General features: G+C 68.8%; 17 protein-coding genes. 1 reads left to right on the plus strand and 16 read right to left on the minus strand.

Annotation, left to right across the window (positions count from 1 at the left end; all coding sequences use genetic code 11):
- Window positions 1–60: 60 nt before the first annotated feature.
- From ACIA58_RS37650 to ACIA58_RS37695, 10 genes are all read right to left on the minus strand, one after another.
- Window positions 61–1,383 carry a metallopeptidase TldD-related protein gene (locus ACIA58_RS37650; protein WP_396408635.1) on the minus strand — a complete coding sequence of 441 codons (1,323 nt, stop codon included), beginning with the start codon at window positions 1,381–1,383 and terminating at the stop codon, window positions 61–63.
- Window positions 1,380–2,831 (minus strand): TldD/PmbA family protein, encoded by a 1,452-nt coding sequence (locus ACIA58_RS37655; protein WP_396408636.1) that lies wholly within the window; start codon window positions 2,829–2,831, stop codon window positions 1,380–1,382. The genes ACIA58_RS37650 and ACIA58_RS37655 overlap by 4 nt, the downstream gene beginning before the upstream one ends.
- 102 nt (window positions 2,832–2,933) lie before the next feature.
- The gene (locus ACIA58_RS37660; RefSeq protein ID WP_396408637.1) at window positions 2,934–3,152 is read right to left on the minus strand and encodes a hypothetical protein; all 219 of its coding nucleotides are present in this window, start codon (window positions 3,150–3,152) and stop codon (window positions 2,934–2,936) included.
- Complete coding sequence (locus ACIA58_RS37665; protein WP_396408638.1) at window positions 3,149–3,937, minus strand: COG4280 domain-containing protein; 789 nt, start codon at window positions 3,935–3,937, stop codon at window positions 3,149–3,151. Before ACIA58_RS37665 ends, ACIA58_RS37660 begins: the two co-directional genes overlap by 4 nt.
- A 178-nt stretch (window positions 3,938–4,115) precedes the next feature.
- A complete protein-coding gene (locus ACIA58_RS37670) occupies window positions 4,116–5,090 on the minus strand; it encodes a pyridoxal-phosphate dependent enzyme (RefSeq protein WP_396408639.1) in 975 nt (324 codons plus the stop codon).
- Between the two features lie 24 nt (window positions 5,091–5,114).
- Window positions 5,115–5,924, minus strand: coding sequence for an ABC transporter ATP-binding protein (locus ACIA58_RS37675; RefSeq protein ID WP_396408640.1), 810 nt, complete (start codon window positions 5,922–5,924; stop codon window positions 5,115–5,117).
- A gap of 9 nt (window positions 5,925–5,933) precedes the next feature.
- Window positions 5,934–6,962 (minus strand): FecCD family ABC transporter permease, encoded by a 1,029-nt coding sequence (locus ACIA58_RS37680; RefSeq protein WP_396408641.1) that lies wholly within the window; start codon window positions 6,960–6,962, stop codon window positions 5,934–5,936.
- Complete coding sequence (locus tag ACIA58_RS37685) at window positions 6,959–8,002, minus strand: FecCD family ABC transporter permease (RefSeq protein WP_396408642.1); 1,044 nt, start codon at window positions 8,000–8,002, stop codon at window positions 6,959–6,961. The genes ACIA58_RS37680 and ACIA58_RS37685 overlap by 4 nt, the downstream gene beginning before the upstream one ends.
- A gap of 31 nt (window positions 8,003–8,033) precedes the next feature.
- The gene (locus tag ACIA58_RS37690) at window positions 8,034–9,065 is read right to left on the minus strand and encodes a Fe(3+) dicitrate ABC transporter substrate-binding protein (protein WP_396408643.1); all 1,032 of its coding nucleotides are present in this window, start codon (window positions 9,063–9,065) and stop codon (window positions 8,034–8,036) included.
- Between the two features lie 49 nt (window positions 9,066–9,114).
- Window positions 9,115–10,299: a C45 family autoproteolytic acyltransferase/hydolase gene (locus ACIA58_RS37695; RefSeq protein WP_396408644.1), complete on the minus strand. Its 1,185-nt coding sequence runs from the start codon at window positions 10,297–10,299 to the stop codon at window positions 9,115–9,117.
- A gap of 199 nt (window positions 10,300–10,498) precedes the next feature.
- On the opposite strand from ACIA58_RS37695, the gene ACIA58_RS37700 reads away from it, so the two are divergent.
- Window positions 10,499–11,431: a MurR/RpiR family transcriptional regulator gene (locus ACIA58_RS37700; RefSeq protein ID WP_396408645.1), complete on the plus strand. Its 933-nt coding sequence runs from the start codon at window positions 10,499–10,501 to the stop codon at window positions 11,429–11,431.
- 19 nt (window positions 11,432–11,450) lie between these two features.
- Here ACIA58_RS37700 and ACIA58_RS37705 read toward each other — a convergent pair whose 3' ends face one another.
- The 6 genes from ACIA58_RS37705 to ACIA58_RS37730 form a co-directional block, all read right to left on the minus strand.
- Complete coding sequence (locus ACIA58_RS37705; RefSeq protein WP_396408646.1) at window positions 11,451–12,020, minus strand: Chromate resistance protein ChrB; 570 nt, start codon at window positions 12,018–12,020, stop codon at window positions 11,451–11,453.
- 10 nt (window positions 12,021–12,030) lie between these two features.
- Window positions 12,031–13,929, minus strand: a complete 1,899-nt coding sequence (locus tag ACIA58_RS37710) for an FAD-binding protein (protein WP_396408647.1) — start codon at window positions 13,927–13,929, stop codon at window positions 12,031–12,033.
- A complete protein-coding gene (locus ACIA58_RS37715; protein ID WP_396408648.1) occupies window positions 13,926–14,648 on the minus strand; it encodes a VIT1/CCC1 transporter family protein in 723 nt (240 codons plus the stop codon). The genes ACIA58_RS37710 and ACIA58_RS37715 overlap by 4 nt, the downstream gene beginning before the upstream one ends.
- A 96-nt stretch (window positions 14,649–14,744) precedes the next feature.
- Window positions 14,745–16,517 carry an aldehyde dehydrogenase family protein gene (locus ACIA58_RS37720; protein ID WP_396408649.1) on the minus strand — a complete coding sequence of 591 codons (1,773 nt, stop codon included), beginning with the start codon at window positions 16,515–16,517 and terminating at the stop codon, window positions 14,745–14,747.
- Complete coding sequence (gene acnA, locus ACIA58_RS37725; protein WP_396408650.1) at window positions 16,514–18,997, minus strand: aconitate hydratase AcnA; 2,484 nt, start codon at window positions 18,995–18,997, stop codon at window positions 16,514–16,516. Before acnA ends, ACIA58_RS37720 begins: the two co-directional genes overlap by 4 nt.
- Window positions 18,994–20,037 carry an isocitrate/isopropylmalate dehydrogenase family protein gene (locus tag ACIA58_RS37730; protein ID WP_396408651.1) on the minus strand — a complete coding sequence of 348 codons (1,044 nt, stop codon included), beginning with the start codon at window positions 20,035–20,037 and terminating at the stop codon, window positions 18,994–18,996. The genes acnA and ACIA58_RS37730 overlap by 4 nt, the downstream gene beginning before the upstream one ends.
- Between the last annotated feature and the right edge of the window lie 73 nt (window positions 20,038–20,110).

Consider the following 20,110-nt stretch of genomic DNA (forward strand, 5'->3'; position numbering starts at 1 on the left):
AGAACAATGGAGCAGCAGCGCCCCGCGGACTTGAGCACGTACACGCGGGGCGCTGCTGGATCAGGGGAGAGTAAGCGGTCCGGCGTCGATCAGCAGTGACGGTACGACGACGCTCTCCATGAACGTCTGGTCACACCGCTCCCGCACCGACCCCACACCGATGACCGCGTTCATCACGTCCTCCATCCGGAACGTGAACCGCAGTTGCGGGTGCCAGCCGACGATCTTGCCGTCCTCGGCCCAGTACGTCGCGTCGCGCGTCGTACCGGTCACCAGCGTCTCCTTGGGATGCAGGACCCGCAGATAGTCGAGCCGGTTCACCACCAGCCCGCTACCGCAGTCGGCCAGCAACTCGTCGTCGGTCGACTCCCCCGCGTCGAGCAGCAGATGCGACGGGACGGGATCGCCACCGAAGCGCCACCCGTCGGGTACGGCGTGACCGGTCGGCACCCCGCCCGTGAGAGCCGCACGCCGCTGGTCCGACACCACACCGACGAGTACGCCGTTCTCGAGCAGCGGGGTCCTGCGCCGTACGTTGCCCTCGGCATCGAAACCGCTCGGAAGACCGTCCGGATCACAGCCGTCGTCGACCAGCGTGATCAGGTCGCTCGCAACCTTCTCGCCGAGCCGGCCCGAGACCGCGGACCGGCCGGTCGCGTACGCGTTCGCGCCGAGGACCGCGTAGCCGTAGGTGGCGATCAACGCATTGGCCGCCTGGGGCTTCAGCAGCACCCGGCAGGTCCCGTGCTGCGCCTGGACCATCGGGAGCGGGCGGAGCGCTTCGCGCAGCCGGCCGGGGATCTCGTCGACCGGGATCTGGTCCGCGTCGCGGTGCATGATCCGTACGCTGGCCGACTTCCCGTCCTGCTTGGCGATCGCCTGGATCGATGCCTTGGTCAACGTCTCGGCGCGGAAGAGCCCGGTCGAGTCCGCGACGACGCGGTCGAGCACGTCGTACCGGATCGCGCCACCGAGCTTGGCGCTGGAGTCGAGACCGTCCCGCACCGTCTTGAACCACTGGTGCCGGACCGCCGGGTCGGACTCGAGGACCGAGGAGGCCGCGGCGACGTCCGGAGTCGCAGCAGAGTGATCCGCAACCGGAGCGGCGGCCGAAGTACCGGGTGGGAGCTCGCCCAGGGCGGCGTGCAAACGGTCGGCGAGGACACGCACGGCGTCAGGGTCCAGCGTCTCCAAGGAGCCGGCCACCGAGCGGCCGTCGCGGTTGATGCGGGCGCGGACGCGCAACCGGCGTTCGCTGTGCTGGGCGGTGATCTCCGATTCGGCGTACCGCAGGAGGTCCGCGTTCTCCCCGAGGATGTCCAGGCGGGTCCCCGCACCGAGGATCTCCAGCGCCTGCTGGACGTCGGTCTGCTCGATGCTCATCGTCCCACCTGCACATTCTGGAAGCGGCCGGGTACGGTCCCGTGGCCGACGTGGGCCACCTGCAGCGGTTCACCCTTGTTGCACGACGGGACACCGTGCACCCTCCACTCGGACGGGCCGCCGAGTGCGTCGAGACTCCCCCAGAACGTCGGGGTGTCGCTCTGGTACGTGCAGTTCTTCAGCATCCGGCCGACCTTGCCGTCCCGGATCTCCCAGCCGATCTCGGTCTGGAACCGGAAGTTCATCCGCTGGTCGTCGATCGAGAAGCCGCGGTTGATGTCGACCAGGATGCCGCGCTTGGTGCCGTCGATCATCTCCGCGAGCGAGGACTCCCCCGGCTCCAGGCAGATGTTGGTCATCCGCACCAGCGGCAGCCGCTGCCAGCCGTCGGCGCGGGCCTGCCCGGTCGACTCCAGCCCGAGCGCGCCGGCGTACTCGCGGCTCGACATATAGCCGAGGAAGATGCCGTCCTTGACCAGTTGGGTGCGCTGTGACGGCGTGCCCTCGTCGTCGTACTTGAAGGATCCGAGCGCGCCCGGGATCGTCGCGTCGGCGTACGCCGAGACGATCGGCGTGCCCCAGCGGAAGTTGCCGCGTCGCTGCGGTGTCGCGTACGTCCCGCCGGCCAGGCTCGCCTCGGTACCGAGCGCCCGGTCGGCCTCCATCGGGTGGCCGGCGCACTCGTGCAGCACCATCGCCAACTGGTTGCTGCCAGCAATGAGCGTGGTGACCTCGTCCGGGCACTGCGGAGCCGAGAGCAGCTCGACCGCCTCGGCCGCGACGCGGGCCGCGTTCTCCACCAGGCCGAGCGACAGCACGTGCTCGAAGCCGGCGGTCGCGAAGTCGCCGCGCTGCCCGCGGATCTGCCGTGGCACACCTTGCGGGAAGGAGCGGCGTTGTACGTCGTTGCCGTCGCCCGCGTTGACCATCAGGCCGCCGCCGCTCTCGGTCAGCGTCTGCTCGATCAGCGCGCCCTCGGTGTTCGCGAACACCTTCTCGTCGCGGTAGAAGTCCATCGACGCCTCGATCTGCTGGACCAGCGGACCGGCCGTCGACGCCTCCTTCACGGCGGCGGACAGCAGGTCGAGCTTGGTCGACAGCGGCACGGTGAACGGGTCGACGTCCATCGGCGACGACCAGGTGTCGCGGGTGGTGACCGGCGTACCGAGGACGACGTGGCCGCCGCCTCCGGTCGCGCGGGCCTGGCCGACCGCCTGGGACACGACCGCGTCGAGACCCTGCGGGTCGAGCCGGTGCGTGGCCGCGAAGCCCCACTGGCCGTCGATCAGCACCCGCAGCCCGAGGCCGAGGGAGTCGTCGTAGTTCACCTCGCCCGGACCGTCGAGTTCGACGAGCACCTGCTCGTGGGTACGCCGGATCACCCGGATGTCGCCGTACTGAACGTCCGGCGGCAGTAGCCCGAGCACGATTTCGGCGGTGTCACGCATCTGGAACCTCCACGGTTTGGATGAGCGCCTCACCGGCACTGTAGCATTCACTACGAGATTTAGTGAAGACGTCATTTCCACTACAGAGCCGGTGAGCCGCGTTCATCGCCGCTTCGGCCGGACGTCGATCGCGAGGCTGATGCTGAACGCGACGACGATCAGCACGCCGCCGAGCAGCGTCAGCACGGTGTCGCTGAACGCGCCGGACAGCATCGCCGCCAGCAGCACCAGCAGCGAGAGCACGACGGCGACCGCGATCTTCCAGTCGTCACCGATGATGAAGTCGTACCAGAACTGCCCGAAGGACTTGAGGAACTTCATTTCTGCACCTCCACAGCAATCGGCGCCGCCGGGACGGCCGGCTTGCGCAGCGCGGCGACGAAGATCCGGCTGAGCAGGAACCAGGCCGCGATCAGGGCCAGGATCATCACGTCGTGGCCCGGCCAGCCGAGGCTCTCCCGGCCGTCGCGGAAGATGCCGATGCCCTCGACCGCCCAGTACGTCCCGAACGACGCGAGCAGCAGGCCCACGCCGTACTTGAGCAGGTTCTCGTTGATCATCGACAGCGGCCGCCGGAGCGCGATCGCGATACCGAGCACGATGACCACCGCCGCGGCCGCACCGACGCCGGCCGCCGGGATGTTGTTCGCATTCAGGCCGAAGGTCAGCACGATGAAGACCACCTCCATGCCCTCCAGGAACACGCCCTTGAACGACACCATGAAGGCGAACATGTCCAGACCCTTGCCGGTCCCGCCGGCCGCCTTGGCCGCCTCGACCTCTTCGCGGTAGATCGCATCCTCGTCGTGGACCGCCTTCCGGCCCGACGAGCGCAGGATCGCCTTCCGCAACCACTGCAGCCCGAAGATCAGCAGCAGACCGCCGATCGCGAGCTGCAGTGCCGACTCCGGGAGCCAGGTCGCCAGGGCATACCCGGCGGCCAGCGTCACGACCGCGAGTACGCCGAGTGCCGCGAAGGTTCCGGTCAGGGCCGATCGCCAGCTCCGGGTGTACCCCATCGCCATCACGATCGTCGTCGCCTCGACCATCTCCACGAAGCACGCGACGAACGTCGCGATGATCAACGCCGAAGTTGCCGCGTCCATCACTCACATCCTCACGTCTAGATGAAACATATGCTGCACGTAACGATAGTTACGTCGTTCCAGACGTGTCAACGGCCCGGATCGGCGAAAACCCTTGTGAACAAGGCAGGCCGAAGCGCCCGAGACGATCAGGGAGTCGTCTCGGGCGCCCCGGCCTGGGAGGGTGCCCGGAAAAGTTCTAGGCCAGCGCGGCCACCAGGGTCTTGCTCGAGATGTTGCCACCGCACGACACCACGGCGATCCGTTGGCCGGCGAGCTCGGCCCGCCGTTCGCGGACCGCTGCGAACGCCATCGCGGCGGATCCCTCGATCAGCTGGTGCTCGGTGTCGATGACCATCCGCAGGCCGGCGCTGATCGCGTCCTCGCTCACCAGCACCCAGTCGTCGACGAGCTCGCGGCACAGCCCGAAGGTGATGCTTCCGGCTTCGACGCTGCCCGCCGTACCGTCCGAGAGCGTCTCCTGGGCGTCGATCTGGATGATCTCGCCGGCCCGCACCGACGCCGCCATCGCGTCGTCGCGCACCGGCGAAGCGCCGTACACCCGGATGCCCGGCAGGTGCTTCTTCAGCACCGACGCGACCCCGCTGATCAGCCCGCCGCCACCGACCGCGACAACGACCGCGTCGAGCGGCTCGCCGGCCAGCTGCTCGAGCATCTCGACCGCGACGGTGCCTTGCCCCGCCACCACATCCGGGTCGTTGTACGGCGGAACGTAGGTCAGGTCGTGCTCCGCGGCGTACGCCCGGGCCTTCGGTTCGAGTACGCCGGAATCGTTGCCCTCGGCCCGGATCTCCAGACCGATCCGGCGCAGCGCGGCCACCTTGCTCGGCGACGCGTTCTCCGGCAGGTACACGATGCCGTGCCCGCCGAGGGTGGCGAGCGCGTTGCCGACACCGAGACCATGGTTCCCGGTCGACGCGGTCACCACGCCGGCCTCTCGCTGTGCGTCGGTCAGTGTCAGGATCTTCGCCATCGAACCGCGTGCCTTGAACGAGCCGGTGCGTTGCAGGTGCTCGCACTTCACCAGCACCTCGGCGCCGACCTCGTCGCTGAACGCGTCGAACCGGACGAACGGCGTCGGCGGCAGGTGCTCGCGCAGCCTCGGCGCGACCGCCTCGGACCGCTCGGCGATTTCCGCGGGACTCAACGTCATGCAGTACTCCTATCCGGTGGCGACTTATCCAGTAGCGACGGACAGCTGCGCCCGGAGGCCGGCGCGCAGCGGGATACACATCGGTTTACCACTCACCGGATGCGGGACGACCTTCGACTCCACCCCGAACACGTCGCGAATGATGTCGCAGGTGAACACGTCCTCCGGCGAGCCCTGGGTGACGAGCGCGCCGGACTTCATCACGAACACGTGATCGGCGTACTCCGCGGCCATGTTGAAGTCGTGCAGCACCATCGCGACCGTCTTGCCCTGCTCCTGGTTGAGCTGGTGCAGCAGGTCGAGCACCTCGAGCTGGTAGGCGACGTCGAGGTACGTCGTGGGCTCGTCGAGCAGGATCAGGTCGGTACCCTGCGCGAGGCAGAGCGCGATCCACACCCGCTGCCGCTGACCACCGGACAGCTGGTCGACGTGCTGGTGCCGCAGCTCCGCCGTCTGGGTCACCTTCAGCGCCCACTCGACGGCCTCCTTGTCCTCCGCGCTCGGCACCTTGAGCGACGTCCGGTGCGGATGCCGGCCGAACCAGACCAGGTCCTCGACCGAGATCGACTCCGGCGTGATCAGCACCTGCGGCAGGATCGCCAGCAGCCGGGCGACCTCCTTGGTGGGCGTGTCGTGGATCGACTTGCCGTCCAGGACCACCTGCCCCTTCGACGGTGGCAGCAGCCGCGCGAGCGCGCGGAGCGCCGTACTCTTGCCCGAACCGTTCGGACCGATCAGCACGCTGACCTTCCCGTCCGGGATCGTCAGCGTCAGGTTCTTGGCGATGACCGCGCGGTCGTACGCCAGTTCGACGCCTTCAGCCTGCAGTCGCATGGCGTTCTCCTACTTTCCGGTCTTCACGAGCAGGTACAGGAAGTACGGTCCCCCGACGACGGCTGTCACCAGACCGGCGGGGATCTCCAGCGGCGGGGCGAGCCCGCGGCCGAGCATGTCGGCGATCAGCATCAGCAGTACGCCGAAGAGGGCGGCGGCCGGGATCGACGCCAGGTGCTTGCCGCCGAACACGCGGCGGGCCATGTGCGGCGCGATCAGGCCGACGAAACCGATCGTCCCTGCCACCGCGACTGCCGCGGCGGCCAGTGCGACGGCGAAGAACAGCAACAGCCGGCGGGTCTTCTCGACCGGTTCACCGAGTCCGGACGCGAGGTCGTCGCCGAGCCCGAGTACATCGAGCTTGCGCGCCCACACCACGATCAGCGGCACCAGCACGGCGACCCACGGGAGGATCTCGAGGACGGAGCTCATCGACCGGCCGAACAGACTGCCGGTCAGCCAGATCAGCGCCGCGCTCACATCGAGCGGATTGCGCACCAGCAGGAAGCGGATACCTGCTTCGAAGGCCGCGCTGACAGCGATACCGACGAGCGCGATACGCACCGGCGTCGCACCGCGGCGGTAGGCGAGCAGGTACACCAGTCCGGCGGCAGCGAGACCACCGATGAAGGCCGCCGGTACGACGGCAACCACCGGAAGGCCGGGGATCGCCAGCAGCAACAGCATCCCGGCGAATCCCGCTCCCTTGGTGACGCCAATGATGTCGGGTGCGGCGAGCGGATTGCGGATGACGCCCTGCATGACCGCTCCCGACACCGCGAGCGCGATCCCGACGAGCCACGCGAGCAACACCCGCGGCAACTGGAACTGCACCACGATCTGCGCGGCCTGATCGGTGGTTTCGCCGATCACGGCCCGGAACACGTCACTCATCGAGACATCGGTCGCGCCGACGCTGAGGCTGTAGAAGCTCAGCACCAGCGCCAGCACACCGAGCGACCCCATCAGAACCGCCGGATGCTTCTGCGCGAGCGACGTACGCCGTACCCGCTGCGCGACAATCGCCGTAGTCGTCATGAGGAGGTCGCTTTCTGCCTGCGTGCGAGGAACACGAAGATCGGTGCGCCGATGAGGGCGGTGACGACGCCGGCGGGCACCTCGAACGGCGGCTTGACGTAGCGGGACAGGATGTCGGCGTACAGCACCATCACGCCGCCGCCCAGCGCGGCCAGCGGCAGCAGGACCGTGTAGCTGGAGCCGACCAGCCGGCGCATGATGTGCGGCACGATCAGGCCGATGAAGGCGACCGGACCGGCAACCGAGACGGCGGCGCCACACAGGACGATCACCAGTGCCGACCCGAGGATCCGGGTGCGCTCGACGTTCTGGCCCAGACCGCGGGCCATGTCCTCGCCGAGGGCGAGCAGGTTCAGCGGGCGGGCCATCGCGAACGCGCCGATCAGTCCGAGCACCAGCCAGGGCAACAGGTTGCGGACGTCCTGCCAGCTGGCGAAGTTGACGCCGCCGACGAGCCAGAACAACACGCTGTCGGTGGAGTTCTCGTCGAAGATGATCAGCACCTGCGTCAGCGAGATGAGCAGGCTGCTCGCCGTCACGCCGGCCAGGGCGAGCCGGACCGGACTGACCCGGCCCCGGCCCGATCCGGCCAGCAGCATCACCGAGACACCGGCTGCTGCTGCTCCGCCGAACGCGAGCAGGATCGTCGGTGCGCCCGACAGCGACGGCACGATGGTGATGGCGATGACGACGACGAACACCGCACCGGCGTTGACGCCCATGATCTCCGGTGCCGCCAGCGGGTTCGCCGCGACCGCCTGCATCAGCGCACCGGCCACCGCGAGGGCGGCGCCGACGCACAGCGCCAGCACCACCCGCGGCATCCGGATCGACTGCAGGATCAGCTCGTCGGGGGTGTCGGCCTTGCCGAGTGCGCCCGGCAAGCTGGTCAGCGAGATGTGCTGGCTCCCGATCGACATGCCCCACACGGCGCCGGCCACGAGCAGCACCAGCAGTGCCAGCGCCACCCACGTGACCCGCTGCCTGCTGGTGACGATCTTCGGACGCTTGTGGGCGGCGTCCTCGGTTGGTTTGGGCACGGTGCCCACTGATGAGGCAGACACAGCCAGGTCACTTCCCGTAGAGGAGTTTGACGGCTTCCTGGGCGACGACCTCGGACGCGATCAGACCCCGCGAGCGGGACCATTCGTTCGGGTCGACGTCGTAGGTCGCGTTGTTCTTGACCGCCGGCAGCTGCTTCCAGAGCGAGCTCTTCGCCCAGGTGTCACGCAGCGTCGGGCCGTCGTTGGGAGCGATGAACATGATGTCCGGCTTGGTCGAGACCAGCGTTTCCAGCGTGAGCGAGACCGACGCGTCGGTGCCGCTGTCCGGCAACGCCGACGGAATCCCGATGGCCGACAGTACGCCCGGCGTGTACGCCTTCGGCGGGAAGCCGGTGAAACCCTTGTCCGAGGCCCGGACGAACAACGCCTTGCGGCTCTCGTCGGCGGGCGCCTCGGCCTTGAAGCCGGCCATCATCTTGGCGTGCTCGGCGAGCCGCTGCTTCATCTCGTCGCACTTGTTCAGCGCGATCGCGGTCGACATCTCGCTGTCCAGCACCTGCTGGTAGTTGCCGTTCAGGCTGGCGTAGGCGATGGTCGGCGCGATCTTGGACAGCTGGGCGTAGATCGCCTTGTGCCGGCCGCTGTCGGCGATGATCAGGTCCGGCTTCAGCGCGGTGATCACCTGGATGTTCGGCGTCGCCCGCAGGCCGACCGACTTGTAGCTGCTGCCGACCTTGTCGCGCAGCGCGGGGATGATCCGCTTCGGCTCGTTGTCGTCGGCCACCCCGATCGGCGACATGCCGACCGCGACCAGGGCGTCGACGAAGGAGTACTCCAGCGCCACCACCTTGGTCGGGGTGCCGGTGATCGTGGTGGTGCCGAGGTCGTGCTTGATCGTTCGCGTCGGCTTGCCGCACTCGTCCAGGTTGACACCGGAGCTGACGCCGGTCGCGGCGGCGGCCCGGTCGGCGTTCGGGGCCGCCCCCGCGGCCGGTGACGAGGACGAGGCAGATGTGCCGCAGGCGGTCAGAGCGGCCGCGGCAACCGTCAGGGCGAGCACGGCGATCGAGCGCCGCACCTTGGTGGCGGAAAGGGACATGGCATTGACTCCTCGAGTCGAAGCTGCCTTGCAGGGGTTGAGGTAGGGATCACCTGGCAGCCACGAGGACCTGTTCGGGGCCAGGGACGTGTGGACGGTCCTCGGGACCGGGACCGTCGTACAAGTTCCAGGGGGCCTGCTGGTAGCTGTTCGCACAGGGCAGGCCGGGAGTGAGCCGATACGCGCCGGTGGTCAGGTCGACCAGGCTGGACACGATCGTGGAATAGCGGTCGAGCTCGTGCCGGCGCGGGTCGACGTGCTGGCAGACGGCGTTCGGGTGGCCGAAGTGGTCGCTCATCGTGGTCTGCACGATGGTGTGGACCGCCTCCTCGGTGGTTCCGTCGGTGCGGGCCCTGGACAGGCCTTCCTCGACCCGAGGTGTCCGGTAGAGCGAGTCCACCGAGAACGGCTTGTAGGTACGGTCGATCTGGGCCGGCACGAACGACTGGAAATGGTTGCCGTGCACCAGCAACCCGTCGGTCGGGTACATCCAGCCGTGCCGGCCGGGCGTGGTCTCGACGTCGATGGCGAAACCGTCGCGATGGGCGAGCAGCAGATTGCTGGACAGGCTCTGCCGGACGCCGAAGATCGCGTCCAGCGCGTCGTGCATGTCCCAGCTCTCCAGCACCTTCCGGCGGACGAACGTCCCCGGAACCCCGAGGCCGGTGCCGAAGCCGGCGCCGAGCCCGTTGGCGTTCAGCGTGATGCCGGCGGAGTTGGCGCCGTGCCGGCCGACCTGGCCGGCCTCGACGTGACAGATGATCGTGGGCTTGCCCGGCTGGGCGATCCGCAGGACGACGACCGTGTCGGCGATCCCGTCCCACAGGTCCCAGTTCTGGCCGGCCCAGACGTGCCCGAGCGCGTTGGCCTGCTGGAGCATCGCGAACGACGTACAGCCCTCGTCGGTCTCGGTACCGCGGTCCGCGGCGAACGGGTTGCCCTTGGTGAGCTCACCGCGGCTGTTCAGCGCGAGGATCTCCTCGAACTCCCGGGCGGCCCCGTCGGCGATGCCGCGCAGTTCCTCGACGATCTCCGGCAGGTACCCGTCGATCACCGGCACCCAGGCGGGCGCCCGGTCCAGGATCTCCCGCCAGGTCAGCCCGGTCTGCCGGGTCATCGACTCGGCGTAGAAGGCGAGCGAGGCCGCGATCGGCTCGCGGGCCGCCTCGCCGTACTGCCGGCCGCGCTCGCGGGCGTCGGTCGCCGAGAGGTCGATGGTGAGGAGATCGGTCACGAAAGTCTCCGTGGGTTGAGCGGAACAACTCGTTGTTGTGTCTACTACGAATATTCACCTGACGGTAGTGACTGCTACAGTTGCTGTCAACGAGTCAGCAGATCGTTTACCTGTCGGTGATCCGGACACGACCCGTCGAGGCCGGATGAAATGATCGGTGGGAACCGGTCAGATGTGTTGCGAGGCGAAGGAGCCCGTCGTGAGTGTTGCGGAATCCAAGCCGCCCACCCTCCAGGAGCGGGTCGCCGCCCGGATCGGGACGCTCACCGCGACCGAGCGCCGGGTGGCCGAGTACCTGTCGGCGCATCCGCAGGAGGCGGCGTTCTCGTCGGCCGAGGAGCTCGGCCGCGCGACCGGCACCAGTGACGCGAGCGTGGTGCGGACCGCCAAGGCCCTGGGCTTCGACGGCCTGCCCGGGCTGAAGCGTTCGCTGCAGGGTCATCTGCAGAGCCTGCTGACGCCGGCCAACCGGCTCAGCGCGAGCCTGGAGACGGCCGGCGACGACCCGGAGGCGGTGCTCAGCGCGACCCTGCGGGATCACATCGAGCGGCTGTCCCAGGCGGAGAGCTCGATCGACACCGCCGGGTTCCGGCGGGCGGTCGACCTGATCATCGGCGCCCGCGAGACGGTGATCTGCGGGTTCGCCGGTCTCGAGGGCGTGGCGGAGTACATCGCCACCCACCTGACCCGGATCGGGCACCAGGCCCGGGCCGCGTCCGACACCGGCTACCGGCTCGCCGACCGGTTGCTGCTGCTGTCCGAGCAGGACGTGGTGATCACGATCGGGCACAACCGGATCAACCGCGAGACCCGGGTGATCCTGGACTACTGCGCCTCGATCGGCACACCGGTGATCCTGCTGACCGACACCCTCGGCGAGGCGCTGCGGGACGAGGTCGAGGTGGTGCTGTCGGCGCCGATGAGCCGGCCCGGCACGTTCACCAGTCAGGCGACCGTGCTGATCCTGCTCGAGGCGCTGACCATCGCGGTCGCGGCCCAGAACCGGGATCAGGCGCTCGGCTACGCCGACCGGATGAACCAGCTCCGGGAGGAGCTCAACGGATACTCGCTCGCGGACGAAGGGTTGCTGACACTGCCCAAGGCGAAGCGCACGCCACGCCGTCGGGGCTGACGGCCGGACTGCTCCAGCCTCAGACGGTCCCCTCGGTCCGTTCGTACACATCGGCCTCGAACTCCTCCAGCAGCCGCTCGCAGTCGGCCACCTTGGCTCTCGCCAACTCCTTGCCGTCGGCATCCATCCAGTCGCGGTCCTCCACCTTGGCGAGCCAGCGGCGGAGCTTCTCCAGGTCCTGGCGGATCTCCTCGGCCTCCTCGAAGGTGTAGTTCTCGCGGAACCGCTCGAACTCGATCTCCTTGACGAACTTGGTCTCGCACTCCTCGACGATCTCGGCGTACTCCTTGGCCGACTGCACCCGGAAGCCCTCGACGAACTGCTCGCGGGCGTCGTCGTCCACATCGGCCAGGGTCAGGAACACGCTCGAGCCACCCAACTCGGTGACCCGCTCGCGGACCTTCTCCATCCCGGCCCGCAGCTCGTCACGGTCCGGCAGCACGCAGACGGCCTGCTGGACGTAGAAACCACCGAGGCGCTTGAGGTCCCGCCAGACCGCGACCCTGGCCCGGGACGACTCGCTGGGCACCTTGTAGATGAGCAGCAGCCAGCTCTCGGGGTTCTTGGCCTTGGTACGTCGGGTCGCCATGCCGGACAGGTTATCCGCTGACACAGGACCGCAGCCCGTCGACGAGGTACGGCATCACCTCCTGCCAGTCCGCGACCAGCCCGACGTCACAGTGCGCGAAGATCTCCGCGGCCGGGTCGGTGTTGATGGCCACGACGGTCCCGGCGCGGCTCGCGCCGGCCAGGTGGTTCAGGTTGCCGGACAGGCCGACGGCCAGATACATGCGCGGGGCGACGCTGCGTCCGGTGATGCCGATCTGCCGACCGTGCGGGAGCCAGCCCTGGTCGGTCACCTTGCGGGTGGCGGCGAGTTCCGCGTTGAGCAGGAGGCGGACGGGCTCCAGTTCGTCGTACTTCTCCGGTGGTACGCCGCGCCCGACGCCGATGACCACCTCGGCACGGTCGAGCGCGTCGCCGTCACTGCCGGTACGTCGTTCGGTCCTGAAGATCGCGGTGTCTGGCTCGACGTGCAGGGTCTGCGGCTCGAGCGGCCGGTCGTCGCGCGGGGTTCTCAACGGAAGCAGACCGGTCCGCAGCGTGGCGATCTGCGGAGTCCCGCGACTGATGATCTCCGCCAGCGTCCCGCCCCCGGACGGCTTCAGCCCGCTCAATCGCCCCTCCTTCGCGGACAGGCTGACCAGATCGGACATCAGCCCCGCGTCGGAGGTAACAGCCAGCCGAGCAAGCACTTCCCGATCCCACGGCAGCGCGGCCCCCAGCACTGCCCAGGCTCCCCGCCCCTGCAGCCACCCAGTAAGGGCCCGAGCCACCGCCCGAGGCTCATCACCATCCAGAGTGACGACCGAATCAGCCCCCCACCGCGCAAACTCCCGATCGCCCTCTTCCGTCGCGACAGCCGTCACCACCCCACCAACCTCGGCAGCCAGCGCAGCGGCGGCCCCGAGCAACGCCCGGGTCCCTTCCACGGGACCGTCCCCGACCAAAACCACAACCTCACCTCGCGGCGCTCCGCGCCGCTCGGTGGAGAGGGGACGGGAGGCGGCGCCTCCGTCAGGAGCGGGAGTCGTGCTGGGCAGCCGGGACGCCTGCCCAGCCGCGACCTGCAGCCCCGTCCACTCGCTTGGAGCTGGGGCTGCACCCGACCCCTCCCCCGCCGCCTGCCGCCCCGAGCGCGGCGGGGTGGACTGCTGCTGGAAGCAGCCTCTGGCTGTTAGTTCGGCCAGGGCGCGGGTGGCTTGGGATTGGGGGTGGCCGCGGAAGATGACCGGGTTGCGGGTGAGGGGGGCGGGGTGGACCTGGGCGACCTTGGTGGGGCTGGCGGCCAGGCCCCAGGAGCCTTCGGCGAGGTCTGCCGTGGTGACCTGGCGGACGACGTCGGGGGACGGCCAGGTGTCGGCGGGAGCCTTCGCGGGGTCGCAGGAGCGTTCGGCGACGGCTACTACCGCGGGGAGGTCGATGGTGACTGACTCTGTGCCGGCGTCGTACTGGACTGTGGTTCGAAGGCGACCGTCGGCTGGTTCGAGAGCCAGGACGGGACCGGTGAAAGGCAGACCGAGCAGTTCGGCGAGCATCGCGCCGACGGCTCCGGTGCTGCCGTCGACCGAGCTGTTGCCGACCAGGATCAGGTCCGGCGGATCGTCGAGCAATCGGATGGTGGCGGCCAGCGCACGAGCGGTCACCAGACAGTCCGACCCGGCCAGCGCGGGGTCCGACAGTTGTACGGCATCGTCGACACCCCACGCGAGCGCCTCACGCAGTACGTCGACGGCGGCGGCCGGGCCCATGGTGATCGCCGTACTGCGACCACCCGTCTCGCCCGCCAACCGCACTGCCTGCGCCACGGCCCGACGGCACCACGGGTTCATCTCGGCGACCGCACCGGCCCGTTCGAGCCGGCCGTCGGCGTCGAGACGCCCGCTGTGGTCACCCTTGGGCACCTGCTTCACCAGGGCCGTGACTACGAGGTTCATGACAAGCCCGTGCCGACTGCCAGTCCGATGGCGAAGGTGACTGCGGCCGAGATGCCGCCGAGGAGCAGTTGGCGGCCGCCGCCGTACCAGAACGGGCGGGCGGTGATCTTGCCGACGATGCCGCCGGTGAGGACCAGGCCCAGCGCGCTGAGCAGCAGCGCCGGCAGCACCGAGGTCGCCCCGAAGATGAACGGGAGCAGCGGAATCACCGCACCGACCGCGAAGGCCGCGAACGACGAGCCGGCCGCGACCCACGGCGACGGGAGATCGTTGGGGTCGACGCCGAGCTCTTCCCGGACGTGGACGTCGAGCGCCACCGCCGGGTTGACCGTCAGCTCGCGGGCGACCTCGGCCGCAAGCTCCGGACGCAGGCCCTTGGCCTCGTACATCATCGCGAGCTCGCGCTCTTCTTCTTCGGGGTGGATCTCGAGCTCGCGCTTCTCGACCGCGATCTCGGCCTGCATCAGCTCGGTCTGGGACGACACCGAGGTGAACTCGCCGGACGCCATCGAGCAGGCGCCGGCGACGAGTCCGGCCAGGCCGGTCATGATCACGACCTTGCCGGTCGCGCCGCCGCCGACCACACCGGCGACCAGCGCGAAGTTCGAGACCAGGCCGTCCATCACGCCGAACGTCGCCGGCCGCAGCCAGCCGCCGGTCACGTCGCGATGCGAGTGGTGGATCTCGGGTGTTTCGGTTTCCGCAACATCCGCGGTCATGGGGAGACATTCCTTCCGCAGGGTAGGTGAGCCTTGCCGCACTGAGGTTTGCGTAACCTCAGTTAATTTGCATCACCTGTTACATCAGTCTACTCGTTACTTCTTGGCGCCGGCAACGGCGCCGCGGTCCGCGGCCGACAGGTGCTGCACGGTCACGCCGGTGGCGGTCATCGTGCGGGTCACCGCGCGGCCGCCGTACACCCAGTAGATGACCAGCTCGTCCCTGCCACGGTTGATGAACTGGTGCGGTACGCCGGCCGGCACCCAGGTCGCATCGCCGGCCTCCAGGTCGACGCGCTCGCCGTCGATCACCGCGGTCGCCTGCCCCGCGAAGACCAGCACCGACTCCTCCACGTTGTGCGAGTGCATCGGGATTTCGGTGCCGACGGCAAAGGTTGTGGTGCCGGTGGTGATCCGGTTCGCGTCGTTGTTCCAGGCGCCGACGTACGGGACGGTGCGGACGCCGCTGCCGCGGTCGAACACCTCGGTCTCGTCCGGCCGGATCACCAGCCGGGGCGCCGGTTGCGGCGACCAGACGGTCTTGACGTTCATGAACTCGCGCATCCCGTAGGCGCCGAGCTCACGGCCGTACCCGGACTGCTTGATCCCGCCGAACGGCAGGCGGGGATCCGACGCCACGATCGCGTTGACGAAGACCGCGCCCGCGTCGATCCGCCGGACCAGGTCCGCGGAGCGCTCTGGCGACGTCCACAAGGATGCGCCGAGGCCGAACTCGGTCTGGTTCGCGAGCCGGATCGCCTCGTCGGCATCACGCGCCCGGACGACCGCCGCGACCGGGCCGAACGTCTCCTCGTCGAACGCTGCCATCCCCGGCAGAACGTGATCGAGGACGGTCGGCAGGTAGTAGAACCCCGGCCCTGCCGGAGCTCCGCCACAGACGAGGGTGGCGCCGGCCTTGACGGTACGGCGTACCTGGTCGTGCAACGTGTCGCGCAGACCGTCGCGAGCCAGCGGGCCGAGGGTGGTCTCGCGCTGGAGCGGGTCCCCGACGACCAGTTTCTCGATCTCGATCGTGAAGAGTTCGACGAATTCGTCGGCGACCGAGTCCTCGACGATGAGCCGCTTCGCGTTCACACAGCTCTGGCCGGTGTTGAGGAAGCGCGCCTTCACCGCGGACCGGGCGGCCGCCTCGAGGTCGGCGTCGGCGAGGACGATGAACGGGTCGGAGCCACCGAGCTCGAGGACCTGCTTCTTCAACGCCTGCCCGGCCTGGGTCGCGATGATCCGGCCGACCTCGGTGGAACCGGTGAATGTCACCGCGGCGATCCGGTGGTCGGTGATCAGCCCGGCGACCTGTTCGGTCTCGACCAGCGCGACCCCGATCAGACCGGTCGGCATGCCGGCGTCGGAGAGGACGGACTCGATCGCGAGCGCACTTTGCGGCACGGTGTTCGCGTGTTTGAGGATGGCGCCGTTGCCGGCCGCGAGCGCGGGGGCGGCGAAGCGGAAGAACTGCCAGAACGGGAAGTTCCACGGCATCACGGCCAGGACGACGCCGAGTGGTTCGACCTCGATGCGACCTTGCGCGGTGACCTGTTCGGCGGCGAGGAGGCCTTCCGCATTGGCGGCGTAGTACTCGCAGGTGATCGCACACTTCTCGATCTCGGCATCGGCCTCGGCGATCGGCTTGCCCATCTCGGTGCTGATCAGGTGCGCGAGCTCGTCCTTGCGCGCGCGGAGGGTGTCCGCGATCGACTGCAGGAGGGCAGTGCGTTCGCCGACGGCCGTCAGTCGCCAGTTGCTCTGGGCAAGCAGTGCGGCGCTGAGCAGGCGGTCGACGCGGTCTTCGCCGTACGGCTCGAAGCTCGCGAGCTGCTCGCCGGTGGCGGGATTGATCGAGGCGATCACAGGGTCTGCCCTTCGCTGAGGCGGTTTAGCACGTAAGGGAGTACGCCGCCGTGTTGGTAGTAGTCGTGTTCGCGGGGTGTGTCGAGGCGGATGCGGAGGCGGTAGGTCCGGCCGGCGGATCGCGCGGTGGCGAAGCCGTCGTCGTGCAACTCGATGTCGATCGGGTCCTCCCCGGTGAGGTCGTCGCCGTCTCCGGGGAGGAACTCGAGCGGGAGGATGCCGAGGCCGACCAGGTTGGAGCGGTGGATCCGCTCGAAGGACTGCGCGAGGACGGCGCGGACGCCGAGCAGGGCGGGGCCCTTGGCGGCCCAGTCGCGGGAGGAGCCGGTGCCGTATTCCTTGCCTGCGACAACGATGATCGGTACGTCGGCGGTTTGGTAGGCCATCGCGGCGTTGAAGATCGAGGTGACCGCGCCGTCGGGTCCTCGGGTCAATGGGCCCTCGACGTCGACGAGCTGGTTGCGCAGTCGAACGTTGCCGAAGGCACCGCGCATCATCACCTCGTGGTTGCCGCGGCGGGAGGCATACGTGTTGAGCTCGGTCACGCCGAGGTCTTGCAGGTAGCGACCGGCGACGCTGTCGCGCGGGATGGCGCCGGCGGGTGAGAGGTGGTCGGTCGTCACGGAGTCGCCCAGGCGCACCAGAGCGCGGGCTCCCTCGAGGTCACTGGTGTGCTTGGTGAAGTAGTCCGGTTGCTGGAGGTACGTCGAGTTGCCCCAGGCAAATGTCTCGCCCTGCGGTGCATCCAGGCTCTGCCAGCGTTCGTCGCCGGTGAACAGGTCGTCGTACGCGTGCTCGAAGAGGCCGGGCTCGAGGACATCCCGCAGTACCGCGTCGATCTCGTCGGGCCGGGGCCAGATGTCGCGCAGGTACACGTCACCGCTCAACGGCTCGGTCAGCAGGTCGATGTCGATCCGCCCGGCCAGCGCGTACGCGATCACCAGCGGCGGCGAGGCGAGGTAGTTGAGTTTCACGTCGGACTGGATTCGGCCTTCGAAGTTCCTGTTCCCCGACAACACGGCCGCCACCGTCAGATCCTGCTCGCGCACCGTCCGCGCCACATCGTCGATCAACTCCCCCGACGCCCCGATACACGTCATACAACCGAACCCGGCCAGGTGAAACCCCAACTTCTCCAGGTACGGCGTCAACCCAGCCGCCCCCAGATACTCCATCACCACCCGAGACCCCGGCGACAACGTCGTCTTCACCCAAGCCCGACTGCCCAGCCCCCGCTCCACAGCCTTCTTAGCCACCAACCCAGCCGCCACCATCACCGCCGGGTTGGACGTGTTGGTGCAAGAAGTAATGGCCGCAACCACCACAGCCCCATGCCCGATCCCGCTACCAGCCAGGCGGGGAACTGGAGCGGAGCATCCCGCGCTGGTGCGTAGGCCCTCGGGGAGTTCGGTTTCGGCGGCTTGTTTCGCGTCCCGCAGGGAGATTCGCTGGTTGGGTCTGCGCGGGCCTGCGATCGAGGGGGCGATGGTGGACAGGTCGATGTCGACGCGCTCGTCGTACAGCAGGTTGGCGGAGGGGTCGTGCCATAGGCCTTGGGTGTGGGCGTAGGACTCGACGAGGGCGACCTTGTCGGCGGGGCGGTTGGTGAAGGTCAGGTAGTCGAGGGTTTGCTGGTCGATGGGGAAGTAAGCCGCGGTGGAGCCGAACTCGGGGCTCATGTTCGCGATGGTGGCGCGGTCAGGGACGGGGAGATCGGCGAGCGCCGGGCCGGTGAACTCCACCAGTTTGCCGACGACGCCGTGTGCGCGCAGGGTCTCGGTGATGGTGAGGACGAGGTCCGTGGCTGTGGTGCCGGCCGGTAGCGCGCCCGTGAGCGACACACCGACGACCGGCGGCAGGACCATCGACACCGACTGACCGAGCATCGCCGCCTCGGCCTCGATGCCGCCGATCCCCCAGCCGAGTACGCCGAGGCCGTTCACCATCGTGGTGTGCGAGTCGGTCCCGAGACACAGATCCGGAAACACCCACCCGTCCCGCTCCTCGACCACCCGCGCCAGGTGCTCCAGGTTGATCTGGTGCATGATCCCGGCTCCGGGCGGCACGACCTTCAACTGCCGGAACGTCTGCTGCCCCCAGCGCAGGAAGCGGTACCGCTCGGCGTTCCGCTCGTACTCCCGGGCCACGTTCAGCCGCAGCGCATCCGGCCGGCCGAACACGTCCGCGACCACCGAGTGATCCACCACGAGCTCCGCCGGGACGACCGGATCGACCAGCGCCGGATCCTTGCCTAACGCAACCATTGCGTCGCGCATCGCCGCGAGGTCGACCAGCACGGGTACGCCGTTCGTGTCGTGCAGGAACACCCGCGACGGATACACCTCGAGCTCGCCCGTGACCCCCGGCTCCCAGTTCCGCAGTAGGTCGCTGGCCGTACCGTGCCGGAGCGTGTTCTCCAGCAGGATCCGCAGCGTCCGCGGCAGATGATCCGGCGCGATCCCCGCCAGCTGCTGGATCATGCCAGCGCACCGATGACGGCCTCGGCGAACCCCGACGTACTGGCCGTCCCACCGAGGTCCGACGTCCGCACACCCCCGGCGATGGTCTTCCGCAGCGCCTGGTTGACGAGATTTGCTGCTTCGGTCGCACCCAGCCAGTCGAGCAGCATCGCGCCGGACGCGATCATCGCCGTCGGATTGGCGAGTCCACGACCCGCGATGTCCGGCGCCGAGCCGTGCGCGGCCTGCGCCATCGCCCGGTCGTGCGACGCGTTGATCGACGGCGCGATCCCGAGCGAACCGGCCAGCTCGCCGGTCAGGTCGGACAGGATGTCGCCGAACATGTTCTCGGTCACGAGCACGTCGAAGTCCGCCCCGTGCCGGACCAGGTGCACGGTCATCGCGTCGATGTGGAAGTCGTCGACGTGCAGCTGCGGGTAGTCGGCCGCGACCTCCCGGCAGATCTCCAGGAAGAATCCGGTCGTGGTCCGCAGCACGTTGGCCTTGTGCACGATCGTCAGATGCCGGCTCCGCCGGAGCGCGAGCTCGCAGGCCTGCCGCGCGATCCGCTCGATCGCCGGCCGGGTGAAGATGCCCATCGCGATCGCCACGTCCTTGGTCGGCATGAACTCGCCGGTCCCCTTGTACGTACTGCGATCCGCGTAGAACCCCTCGGTGTTCTCCCGCATGACGACGAGGTCGAGCCCCGGCACCAGCGCCGGCGTCCCCTCGAACGCCCGGGCCGGCCGGATGTTCGCGAACAGGTCGAAGTGCTTGCGCAGGAACCCGCTCGGGTTGAGCCGGGCGCGATGCTCCGCCGGGTACGACGCGCTGTCGTGCGGACCGAGCAACCACCCGTCGAGCTTGTCCAGCGTCTCGACCGTGACGTCGGGCAGCGCACTGCCGTGCGTCTCGATCGCGGCCGCACCGACCGGCAGCGGCACCCACTCGACCGGCTCGGCTCCCGCCGCGGCCAGCGCCGCGTCGAGCACCTGAGCGGCGGCCGGAACGATCTCCGGCCCGATGCCGTCACCGTCGAGTACTCCGAGTCGATGTGCCATGTCCAGGAGTGTGAGTCGTTATAACGACTCACGTCAAGACCTTGGTCGCTGATGTCTCGTGCCTTGATATGCT

The organism is Kribbella sp. NPDC051586 (genome assembly GCF_044453965.1).
In the GTDB taxonomy this organism is placed as follows: domain Bacteria; phylum Actinomycetota; class Actinomycetes; order Propionibacteriales; family Kribbellaceae; genus Kribbella.

What these genes read in the sequence shown, in the direction of transcription:
- ACIA58_RS37650 (WP_396408635.1), bottom strand. Translation starts at nt 1,383, where the DNA reads ATGAGCATCGAGCAGACCGACGTCCAGCAGGCGCTGGAGATCCTCGGT.
- ACIA58_RS37655 (WP_396408636.1), bottom strand. Translation starts at nt 2,831, where the DNA reads ATGCGTGACACCGCCGAAATCGTGCTCGGGCTACTGCCGCCGGACGTT.
- ACIA58_RS37660 (WP_396408637.1), bottom strand. Translation starts at nt 3,152, where the DNA reads ATGAAGTTCCTCAAGTCCTTCGGGCAGTTCTGGTACGACTTCATCATC.
- ACIA58_RS37665 (WP_396408638.1), bottom strand. Translation starts at nt 3,937, where the DNA reads ATGGACGCGGCAACTTCGGCGTTGATCATCGCGACGTTCGTCGCGTGC.
- ACIA58_RS37670 (WP_396408639.1), bottom strand. Translation starts at nt 5,090, where the DNA reads ATGACGTTGAGTCCCGCGGAAATCGCCGAGCGGTCCGAGGCGGTCGCG.
- ACIA58_RS37675 (WP_396408640.1), bottom strand. Translation starts at nt 5,924, where the DNA reads ATGCGACTGCAGGCTGAAGGCGTCGAACTGGCGTACGACCGCGCGGTC.
- ACIA58_RS37680 (WP_396408641.1), bottom strand. Translation starts at nt 6,962, where the DNA reads ATGACGACTACGGCGATTGTCGCGCAGCGGGTACGGCGTACGTCGCTC.
- ACIA58_RS37690 (WP_396408643.1), bottom strand. Translation starts at nt 9,065, where the DNA reads ATGTCCCTTTCCGCCACCAAGGTGCGGCGCTCGATCGCCGTGCTCGCC.
- ACIA58_RS37705 (WP_396408646.1), bottom strand. Translation starts at nt 12,020, where the DNA reads ATGGCGACCCGACGTACCAAGGCCAAGAACCCCGAGAGCTGGCTGCTG.
- ACIA58_RS37710 (WP_396408647.1), bottom strand. Translation starts at nt 13,929, where the DNA reads ATGAACCTCGTAGTCACGGCCCTGGTGAAGCAGGTGCCCAAGGGTGAC.
- ACIA58_RS37715 (WP_396408648.1), bottom strand. Translation starts at nt 14,648, where the DNA reads ATGACCGCGGATGTTGCGGAAACCGAAACACCCGAGATCCACCACTCG.
- acnA (WP_396408650.1), bottom strand. Translation starts at nt 18,997, where the DNA reads ATGATCCAGCAGCTGGCGGGGATCGCGCCGGATCATCTGCCGCGGACG.
- ACIA58_RS37730 (WP_396408651.1), bottom strand. Translation starts at nt 20,037, where the DNA reads ATGGCACATCGACTCGGAGTACTCGACGGTGACGGCATCGGGCCGGAG.